At 36.8% G+C, this 4,381-nt stretch carries 2 protein-coding genes and 1 pseudogene; all 3 read left to right on the forward strand.

Translation table 11 applies throughout. The features are described from left to right. Positions 1-175 precede the first annotated feature (175 nt). Positions 176-643 carry a CtsR family transcriptional regulator gene (locus tag M3005_RS05890; protein WP_293794534.1) on the forward strand — a complete coding sequence of 156 codons (468 nt, stop codon included), beginning with the start codon at positions 176-178 and terminating at the stop codon, positions 641-643. A 15-nt stretch (positions 644-658) separates the two neighbouring features. Beyond that, positions 659-3,163, forward strand: coding sequence for an ATP-dependent Clp protease ATP-binding subunit (locus tag M3005_RS05895; protein WP_293794535.1), 2,505 nt, complete (start codon positions 659-661; stop codon positions 3,161-3,163). A 266-nt stretch (positions 3,164-3,429) separates the two neighbouring features. Beyond that, positions 3,430-4,381, forward strand: a pseudogene (locus M3005_RS05900) (DNA-directed RNA polymerase subunit beta); the annotation flags it as partial.

Consider the following 4,381-nt stretch of genomic DNA (forward strand, 5'->3'; position numbering starts at 1 on the left):
ACCTGGTTTGGGACCAGGGGGTCGCAGGTTCGAATCCTGTCTTCCCGATAATATAGATAAAAAAGAGAAAATGTTAATTCATTTTCTCTTTTTATTTTCGGTAAAAATCTTTGCATTTCAACTATAATTCCGTATAATTATAGTCAAGATTAGTCAAAGAATTGGGGGTGGTAACATGCAAGGAAAAAACATTTCCGATATTATCGAAAGATATCTAAAGGAAATGATTGCTGAAGATGAACGTGTTGAGATTAGTAGATCTGATATTGCCAGTCACTTTGATGTTGTACCATCACAGATTAATTATGTGATTAAGACTCGTTTTACTATCCAAAATGGATACGTCGTAGAAAGTAAACGAGGTGGCGGGGGTTACATCCGCATTGAAAAAGTGAAATTATTAGATAATATTGAAATTCTAGACACGTTAATAGATGCAATTGGCACTGACCTAACTCAAAGGGAAGCTAAAGCAGTAATAAATACTTTAGTAGTAAATGAGCTAATTACTGACAATGAAGCTGATTTAGTGTTAGCATCTATAACTAAACAAACTCTAGCAATCGGTAACACATTACTTGAAAATCAGATTAGAGCAAACATAATGATCGCCATTTTAGATCATTTAAGATACAAGAGCTAGAAAGTGAGGCATAACATGGATAACATTTTTACTCCTAGTGCAAAAAACGTTTTAATTATAGCGCAAGAACAAGCCAAAATTTTTGGTCATCAGGCTATCGGAACTGAACATTTATTACTAGCTTTAGCGATGGAAACTAACGGAATCGCAAAGTCGGCATTAAAACAATGCGATATTAATGAAGAAGATATCAAGGGTGAAATCGAAATTTTAGTTGGTTATGGTAACCTAGATCAATACGATCAAGATTCATACTTGCCATATTCACCAAAGACAGAACAAATGCTAACTATTGCAGGTCAAGTTTCAAAGAAATATGGTGCTGCTAGAATTGGGACTGAACACTTATTAATCGCCATTTTAGATACACCAGAAACTGTCGCTACTAGAATTTTGGAAAGCATGAACGTAAGAGACATGAACTTTATTAAAAAAGTGCTATTACGTAAGATGGGCTTTTCATCAAACCCAAATTCAAACCCAAATGCGAAAAATATTCCATTGCCAGGTGGCAAACCATCAGTGGCTAACGGAACTACACCAACATTGGATTCATTAGCAACCGACTTAACTAAGGCTGCTAAAGATGGGTTAATCGATCCTACAATTGGTCGAGATGACGTTATCAAACGTGTCGTCCAAATTCTAAGTCGTCGTACTAAGAATAACCCTGTGTTAGTTGGTGAAGCAGGGGTTGGTAAGACTGCTGTTGTGGAAGGATTAGCGCTAAAGATTGCTAACCGCCAAGTACCAGAAGATATGGAAAGCAAACGTGTCATGATGCTTGAAATGGGAACTTTAGTTGCTGGAACTAAGTATCGTGGTGAATTCGAAAAACGTTTAATGAAGATTATCAGCGAAATTAAATCAGTGGGTAACGTCATTTTGTTCATCGATGAATTACACACCTTAATGGGCGCTGGTGGTGCTGAAGGAGCCATTGATGCTTCTAACATTTTAAAACCAGCATTAGCTCGAGGCGACTTACAAACTATCGGTGCCACTACATTGAACGAATATCAAAAGTACATTGAAAAAGATGGCGCTTTAGCTCGTCGTTTCGCCACTGTTTCTGTGGAAGAACCAACTAGAGATGAAGCAATTCAAATTCTAAAGGGAATTCGTCCTAAGTATGAAACTCATCATCAAGTTAAGATTACTGATGAAGCCATTGAACAAGCGGTTGATTTATCATCTCGCTACATTAGTAACCGTTTCTTACCTGATAAGGCGATTGATTTGATGGATGAAGCAGCATCGATGATTAGGATTGATAATTTAGACGATGAAGATCCATTGGATGAATTACAAAACCAAATCGCTGATTACAGTAAGGCACTAGAAAGTGCTATTGAAGAACAACGTTTTGAAGATGCTGTTAGTTTAAGAGAAAAAGAACAAGCAGCACAAAAAGAATTGGCTGAAAAACGCGATAAGATTGCAAGCCAACGTGAAAAAGACCAAAAAGAACACAAGTACAATATTTCAGAAACTGGTGAAGATGTTGCTAAAGTTGTATCTGAATGGACTGGTGTACCTGTTACTAAGATGACTAAGACTGATAGTAAGCGTTTAGTCAACCTAGAAAGCATTTTGCATAAGAAGATTATTGGTCAAAACGAAGCTGTCTCTGCAGTATCTAGAGCAATCAGACGTGCAAGAAGTGGAATTAAAGATCCTAACCGTCCAATTGGTTCATTTATCTTCTTAGGACCAACGGGTGTTGGTAAGACTGAATTGGCTAAGGATTTAGCTGAAGAAATGTTTGGTTCAAAAGACGATATTATCAGAATTGATATGTCAGAATACATGCAAAAGGAATCAGCTTCTCGAATGGTTGGTTCAGCTCCTGGATACGTTGGATACGAAGAAGGTGGCCAATTAACTGAAAAGGTAAGACAACACCCATACTCAGTTGTTTTATTTGATGAAGTAGAAAAGGCCCATCCAGATGTCTTCAACTTGCTATTACAAGTGCTAGATGATGGATACCTAACTGATTCCAAGGGTCGCCACGTTGACTTCAGAAACACTGTGCTAATTATGACTTCTAACTTAGGTGCTGCCGCACTTCGTGATAAGAAGACAGTTGGTTTCGGTGCTGAATTAGATAAAGACGATGAAAGCTACAAGCTAATGAAGAAGACTGTTGAAGAACAAATGAAACGTTTCTTCAGACCAGAATTCTTAAACCGAATTGATGAAACAATTATTTTCCATGAACTAAACCAAAAACAAGTTCAAGAAATCGTTAAGTTAATGACAAACGACTTGTTGAAGAGAGTTCATGATTTAGGTATCAACATCAAGATGACGCCGGCTGCAATTGAATTGATTGCTAAGAATGGCTTTAATCCTGAATATGGTGCGCGTCCAATTAGAAGAGCGCTTCAAAATGATGTTGAAGATAAAATTTCTGAAGAAATTCTTGCTGGTTCAATTAAACCAGGGGATGAAGTTTCAATCGGAGCTTCCAAAGGAAAAATTACAGTTACGAAAAAAGAAACTGTTCACGCATAAAAAAGAGAGGATTTAGCCCTCTCTTTTTTATATGCAAAGCATTGACTTAACTATTCTTTTAGAGTATCATACTGAGTATATAACTATGAAATGAAATGCGTGTCGGCGATCTATTGTCCGTCAGATGCGCCTATATCAACCAAAAATAAGCGTCAATCGAGATTGCTTGTTTTGGTTTTTTTTTGCTCATTTTTAGAAAAAATCAGTAAAAAAGTACAATTGTAACACAATTGTAATATTTCATTTTCATAGAATTTTTTGGAGGGGTGAAGAACTTGGCAGGACATTTAGTTAAATATGGTAAACACCGTATTCGTAGAAGTTACTCACAAATCAAGGAAGTTCTTGATTTACCTAATTTAATTGAAATTCAAACCGATTCATACAAGTGGTTCTTAGATGAAGGTTTGCGTGAAATGTTTAACAGCATTATGCCAATTGATGATTTCCAAGGAAAACTATCCTTAGAATTCGTTGATTACCAACTATTAGAACCTAAGTACACTGTTAATGAAGCAAGAGATCATGAGGCTAACTACTCAGCTCCACTTCATATCACATTAAAATTGACTAATCATGAAACTGGTGAAATCAAGACCCAAGATGTTTTCTTTGGTGATTTTCCATTAATGACAGATCAAGGTACTTTTATTATCAATGGGGCAGAACGTGTAATTGTTTCACAATTAGTTCGTTCTCCTGGTGTTTTCTTCCATAAAGAAGAAGACAAGAACGGCCGTATCAGTTACGGTACTACTGTAATTCCTAACCGTGGTGCATGGATGGAATTCGAAACTGATGCAAAGAACTTATCTTACGTACGTATTGATAGAACTAGAAAGCTACCAATTACTGAATTAGTACGTGCTTTAGGTTTTGGCTCTGACGATGAAATTACTCAAATTTTAGGTAGCAATGACAGCCTTTCATTAACTCTTGAAAAGGATGTTCACAAAGATACAACTGATTCACGTGTTGAAGAAGCCCTAAAAGACATCTACGAACGTCTACGTCCTGGTGAACCTAAGACTGCTGACTCTTCTCGTAGCCTATTAACTACTAGATTTTTTGATCCAAAACGTTACGACATGGCTCCAGTTGGTAGATACAAGACCAACAACAAGTTGAGCTTAAAGACTCGTTTACTTGGATTAACCCTTGCTGAAACTTTAGCTGACCCAGATACTGGTGAAATTATTGCTAAGAAGGGTACTGTTG

Source organism: Apilactobacillus sp. (assembly GCF_025290035.1).
In the GTDB taxonomy this organism is placed as follows: domain Bacteria; phylum Bacillota; class Bacilli; order Lactobacillales; family Lactobacillaceae; genus Apilactobacillus.

Coding starts and splice junctions, on each gene's coding strand:
- M3005_RS05890 (WP_293794534.1), top strand. CDS start 176: ATGCAAGGAAAAAACATTTCCGATATTATCGAAAGATATCTAAAGGAA.
- M3005_RS05895 (WP_293794535.1), top strand. CDS start 659: ATGGATAACATTTTTACTCCTAGTGCAAAAAACGTTTTAATTATAGCG.